Genomic DNA, 5440 nt, shown 5'->3' on the forward strand with positions numbered 1-5440 from the left:
CGCCATGCCAAGGCTCTCGGCGATATCGTCGGTCACCGGCTGGATGCGCACGCCGAGCCAGCCGCGCCGTGTCTCGCCGAACTGGCGCAACTGGTCGACGACGCCCGAGGCGAGCTGCGAGGGAATGGAGAAGCCGATGCCGATCGAGCCGCCGGAAGGCGAAATGATCGCGGTGTTGATGCCGATGACCTCGCCTGCACTGTTGAACAGCGGTCCGCCGGAATTGCCGCGGTTGATCGCGGCATCGGTCTGGATGAAGTCGTCATAGGGGCCGGAATTGATGTCGCGGTTGCGGGCGGAGACGATGCCGACCGTCACCGTGCCGCCGAGGCCGAACGGATTGCCGATCGCCATCACCCAGTCGCCGACGCGCATCTTGGTGGAATCGCCGAACTTCACGGCTGTCAGCTTGTGGCCCTTCGGATCGACCTTCAGCACCGCGACATCCGTCTTGGTATCGGTGCCGACCAGCGTCGCCTTCAAGGTGATGCCGTCGGAGAAATTGACCTCGATGTCGTCGGCGTCGGCGATGACATGGTTGTTGGTGACAACGATGCCTTGCTCGGCATCGATGACGAAGCCGGAGCCCAAAGACTGCACCTTCTGCGCGCCGTTGTCCTTGTCGCCGCCACGGTTCTTGAAGAAATCGTCGAAGAAATCCTGGAAGGGTGAGCCCTCGGGCAACTGAGGCATCGGCACCGCACCCGGACCTTCGGTGCCCTTCACCGTCTGCGAGGTCGAGATATTGACCACGGCGCCGAGCAGGCCTTGCGCCAGGTCGGCGACCGAAGCAGGTCCATCCGCGGCAAATGTCGGTGTCACGGACGGGACAGCGACGGCGCTGACAAGAAGTGCCGCCGCGCCGGCGATGAACGTCCGCCGTGCCGCGCGCAAAATAGTATTGGATGTCATCGAGAAGCCTCCCGGTATTCTTGAAAAGAAAAGCGCTTCGACGAAAACGCCGCGTCGCGCCATGTTGGCAAAAAATACGGCACGTTTGCGGCTATGACTATCGGCAGAGGATAAATCATCCGTTATCTCGGATCGAAGCTCGTATCCCGAGATCGAAACTCATATCCCCGGGATCGAAGCTCGTATCCGAAAACCGATGCTCTTGCCGCCGTCATCCGCCTCGCACCAGCCAGACGATGCCGACACCGATGGCGATCGCCGCCAGCCCGGCAGTCCGGAGCGCGTTCTCGGGCAGCGACAGCACTTCGGTGGCAAGCTTCCTGGCAAGGCCGGGAAAGCCGCCATAGACCAGACCTTCTATGACAAGGACGAGGCCCATGGCGGCGAGAAAATCCTGCACCGGCCGCTACTGGCCGGTGCTTGGCTGTGCCGCCGGCGCGGCAGGTGCCGTCGCCGGAGCGGTTGGGGCCGGCGAAACCGACTTCGCCGGCGCCTCGCTGCCGTCGGGATTGCGGAAGAAACGGAAGAACTCCGAGTTCGGCGACAGCACCATCGTCGTTCCGGTGTTGTCCAGCGCCGTGCCATAGGCATTCATCGACCGGTAGAAGTCGAAGAAAGCCGGATCGCGCTGATACGCTCCCGCGAACGTGGCGCTGCGCTGGGCTTCGCCCTCGCCTCGCAGGATTTCCGACTCTTTCTGCGCTTCGGCGACGATCTCGACCACTTCGCGATCGGCGCGGGCCGTGATGCGCTGCGCCGCTTCGTTACCGCGTGCCCTCAGCCGCGCGGCTTCCGCCAGGCGTTCCGCCTTCATGCGGTCGAAGGTCTGCTGTGAGACCTCGGCCGTGAGATCCGTGCGGCGGATACGGACATCCTCGATCTGCAGGCCGAGCGACGTTGCGTCGGGCCTGAGCTGATCGCGGACTTCGCGCATCATCACGGCGCGCTGTTCGGAGAGTGCGGCCTCGAAATCGCGCAGACCGTAGACACGGCGCAAGGCGGCGTCGAGACGCGTCCTGAGCCGGGCTTCGGCCAATTCGATCTGACCGGACACGGCGGAGCGGAAGACCCGCGGATCCGAGATGCGATAGGCGATGAAGGCGTCGACCTCATAGAACTTGCCGCCCGACACCTGGACGCGAATGTTGTCGAGGTCGAAGCGCAGCACCCGGTTCTCGATCAGTTGCACCGTGTCGGCGTCGAAGAACGAGAACGGCGCCTTGAAGTAGATGCCGGGCTTGCTCTTGACGTCGACGATCTCGCCGAACCTGAGCACCAGTGCCTGCTGGCGCGCATTGACCACAAAGACCGACGAATAGAGCAGGAACAGGATGACGGCCGCTGCGACGACGATGATGGGAAGACGGTTGGCCATCACTGGTTACCTCCCGTAACGCCACCAGCGGCGGCTGGTGCCGGCGCTTTCGGCTGCAATGCCGGCAGCGGCAGATAGGGCACAACACCCTGCCCGTTGCCTTGCTCGACGATAACCTTGTTGGAATCCTTCAGAACCTTCTCCATGGTTTCGAGGTAGAGCCGCTTGCGTGTCACATCGGGCGCCTTGGCATACTCGTCATAGACCGAGATGAAGCGCTGCGCCTCACCCTCGGCTTCCTGCACGACCCGGTTCTTGTAGGCGGCCGCGTCTTCGCGGATCTGTGCGGCCTCGCCGCGTGCCTGGCCGAGCTTCTGGTTGGAGTACTGGTTGGCCTGCTCGACGAACTTGTCTTCGTCCTGCTCGGCGCGCTGCACCTCATCGAACGCATCGGCCACTTCGCGTGGCGGTGCCGCATCCTCGATCGAGACGGCGTTGACGTTGAGACCGGACTTGTAGCCGTCCAGCGTCGTCTGGATGATTTCACGCACCGAGGCGGCAATGCCCTGGCGGTCGTCGCGGAAGATGTCCTGCGCCGGCCGGCGGCCGACGGCTTCACGCATGGCGCTTTCGGCAACCTGCCGCAGCATGCCGTCGGGATCGGACACGTCGAACAGGTACGCGCTCGGGTCGGAGACCTGATAGGCCACCGAGAACTGGACGTTGACGATGTTCTGGTCGCCGGTAAGCATCAGCCCGGAGGTGTTGCCACTCGTCGCGCCGCCGCCGCCGATATCGACGAGTTGCTCGGAAATCTTGGCTGTCTCGACGGTTTCGAGCGGCCACCAATGGAAATGCAGGCCTGGCTGCGATAGCTCGGCCTTCGGTTTGCCGAAGCGCAGCTCGACCGCGACCTCGTCGGGCTGCACGGTGTAAACCGCCTTGAACGCCCACAGCACCACAAGTGCCGCCGCGATCAGCGCGAAAATAGCCGGGCTTGCGCCACCGCCACCCGGCAGAACGCGCCGCAGCCGGTCCTGGCCGCGGCGGATGATGTCTTCGAGATCGGGAGGCGAGCCCTGTGGGCCGCTCGGTCCCTTTGGTCCCTGCCCCCAGGGTCCCTGATTGTTGCCGCCGCCGCCGCCCCATGGGCCGCCGCCACCGCCGCTTTTATCGTTCCAGGGCATGAATGTCCTTTCGCTTGGAATTCCCTCAAGCACCGGTATTACGGCGCAAAATCCAGTATTGTTCTTCTATAGGGACGCCACGAGGCGCTTTCAACGCGATGCGTTGCCGACTTGTCCGATTTGGTCCGGTCGCGACCCTTTGTCTTCCCTCAATGCCCCTTTTATCGTTCAATGTCTCTCGCGGCGGCGCTCGTAAACCGAATAGCGCGTCGCGTGGCTGTCCTTTTCCCCGGCTGGAACGTCCTGCGAGCTGACAACACGCCAGGAATCCGGATCGATCGGCGGGAAATGCGCATCGCCGTCGACTGCTGCCAGCACATGGGTGACGTGCAGCCGGTCGGCCAACAGCAGCGCCTGGGCATAGATTTCGCCGCCGCCGATGACGCAGACCTCGTCCACACCGACCATGCAGCGCCCGCGCACCGTTGCCAGCTGGATCGCGGCTTCGAGCGAATGCGCCACCTCGACGCCTTCGGCGCGCCAGGCCTTGTCGCGGGTGACGACGATGTTCAGCCTGCCCGGCAGCGGCCGGCCGATGCCCTCATAGGTCTTGCGGCCCATGATGATGGGCTTGCCCATCGTGTCGGCCTTGAAGCGCTTGAGGTCGGTGGAGAGCCGCCAGGGCAACCCGCCGTCTCGCCCGATCACGCCGTTCTCGGCAATAGCGACGTAGATTGCGACGTGCATCAGTTGTCGTCCGTTGGATCGAGGATCAGGATGTCGATGTCGTGCTCGGGATAGAAATCATCCGCCGTCATCTCGAATGTCGTCGGCCCGACCTTTTTGACATTGTCGCCGCAGAACGAGACCAGGGCTTTCGGATTGCCCTTGTCGACCGTCAGCTTGAATTTGCCGATCGTCCCTGCCGCCCAATTGCCGCCTGTGGTCAGGATATAGGCGATGCGGCTTTCGTTATACTGCGGATAGCCGTCTGGACCATCCTTGGCCGCCTTGCGCACCGCGTTCTCGAATGTGTCGTCCATGCAGTAGCGCGTCTTGTAGGTGGCGTACTGCCCCTGGAACTTGCCGTCATAGAAAAAGCTGACCGAAGACGTGCCGCCGACGCTCGGCTTGTAGCGGTGGGAAACGTGGACGTCCTTGTTGGCCGGAAAGGTCGAACGCCACCAGTAGGTCGAACGCAATTGCCAGAACGGCGTGTAGACCTTTTTCGTCTCGGTGCCATCGCTGCCGCTGTCCTCGATGATGATGCCGCGGTTGACCCAGTCGTCGGTAGCCGCCTGCGGCAGCTTCGCCAGTGCCGCCTTCGCCGCATCGCCGAATGGATAGAACGGCACATTCTGCGCTTTCAGTTCGGCGCTGACGTCGATGCCGAGCGCCAACGCCTTCTGCTCGAGTTGCGGCTTTGCCGGTGCGCCGTCGATCGTCACCTCAAAGCCGAGGAAATTGTCGCTCTGATTTTCAGGGATCGCCGGGATTTCTTCGGGATTGCCCGAGATGTCGGGCATCGGGAAGGCGACGATGGCGTCGATATCCTTGTCGGTGTTGTTGTGGAAGACGTAGTCGACCGTCACCTTTTCCGGCGAGATGAAGAGGTCCTCGCTTTGCATCGCCACGGCATCGCTGCGCGACAGGATCAGGCCGCCGGTGCCAAGTTCGGCAACTGAATCATTGGCGAGTGCGGGCGCGGCCGGCAGGGCCAGCACGGCGGTCAGAACATATCGCAACATGGAAGCCCCCTCGGCTAGATGCCCTGAGGACCCTAGCCGTTTCAATGTGGCGTTTCAAAGCCCTTCCGCATCCGCGCGCACCAAAGGGTACCTGGACCACGCGGTCTGGACACGCAGCAGCGGTCTGGACTAACAGGTTCCGATCGGGCAGGAGTTCGCTCCATGCGCAAGCTTCTCGTCATCGGCATCGGCGCCGGCAATCCCGACCACATGACCGTTCAGGCCTGATATGGCCTGAACCAGGCGGATGTGCTGTTTATCCCCGACAAGGGGGAGAAAAAGAACGACCTTGCCGAGCTGCGCCGTCAGATCTGCGACCGCTTCGTCACCAATCCGAA

General features: G+C 63.0%; 6 protein-coding genes and 1 pseudogene. 1 reads left to right on the forward strand and 6 read right to left on the reverse strand.

Going from position 1 to position 5440, the window contains the following annotated elements; all coding sequences use genetic code 11:
- The 6 genes from EN993_RS30365 to EN993_RS30390 all read right to left on the reverse strand — a co-directional run.
- The coding region (locus EN993_RS30365; RefSeq protein WP_127265620.1) for a trypsin-like peptidase domain-containing protein at positions 1-912 on the reverse strand (912 nt) is incomplete at its 3' end.
- A gap of 211 nt (positions 913-1123) precedes the next feature.
- Positions 1124-1312: a DUF2065 domain-containing protein gene (locus EN993_RS30370; RefSeq protein WP_126069504.1), complete on the reverse strand. Its 189-nt coding sequence runs from the start codon at positions 1310-1312 to the stop codon at positions 1124-1126.
- 6 nt (positions 1313-1318) lie between these two features.
- Entirely contained in the window at positions 1319-2287 is a 969-nt protein-coding gene (locus tag EN993_RS30375) for a protease modulator HflC (protein WP_127265621.1), read from the reverse strand.
- A complete protein-coding gene (gene hflK / locus EN993_RS30380; RefSeq protein ID WP_109668111.1) occupies positions 2287-3414 on the reverse strand; it encodes an FtsH protease activity modulator HflK in 1128 nt (375 codons plus the stop codon). The genes EN993_RS30375 and hflK overlap by 1 nt, the downstream gene beginning before the upstream one ends.
- Positions 3415-3582: 168 nt before the next feature.
- Positions 3583-4101, reverse strand: a complete 519-nt coding sequence (locus tag EN993_RS30385; protein ID WP_109668113.1) for a dihydrofolate reductase — start codon at positions 4099-4101, stop codon at positions 3583-3585.
- Positions 4101-5102: a DUF4424 domain-containing protein gene (locus tag EN993_RS30390; RefSeq protein WP_109668115.1), complete on the reverse strand. Its 1002-nt coding sequence runs from the start codon at positions 5100-5102 to the stop codon at positions 4101-4103. The genes EN993_RS30385 and EN993_RS30390 overlap by 1 nt, the downstream gene beginning before the upstream one ends.
- A gap of 162 nt (positions 5103-5264) precedes the next feature.
- On the opposite strand from EN993_RS30390, the pseudogene EN993_RS38080 reads away from it, so the two are divergent.
- Positions 5265-5440, forward strand: a pseudogene (locus tag EN993_RS38080) (SAM-dependent methyltransferase); the annotation flags it as partial.

It is taken from the genome of Mesorhizobium sp. M7D.F.Ca.US.004.01.2.1 (genome assembly GCF_003997785.1).
Taxonomy (GTDB): domain Bacteria; phylum Pseudomonadota; class Alphaproteobacteria; order Rhizobiales; family Rhizobiaceae; genus Mesorhizobium; species Mesorhizobium loti.

Excerpts from the sequence above, each read along its gene's own strand:
- EN993_RS30390 (WP_109668115.1), bottom strand. The coding sequence starts at position 5,102 with ATGTTGCGATATGTTCTGACCGCCGTGCTGGCCCTGCCGGCCGCGCCC.
- EN993_RS30385 (WP_109668113.1), bottom strand. The coding sequence starts at position 4,101 with ATGCACGTCGCAATCTACGTCGCTATTGCCGAGAACGGCGTGATCGGG.
- hflK (WP_109668111.1), bottom strand. The coding sequence starts at position 3,414 with ATGCCCTGGAACGATAAAAGCGGCGGTGGCGGCGGCCCATGGGGCGGC.
- EN993_RS30375 (WP_127265621.1), bottom strand. The coding sequence starts at position 2,287 with ATGGCCAACCGTCTTCCCATCATCGTCGTCGCAGCGGCCGTCATCCTG.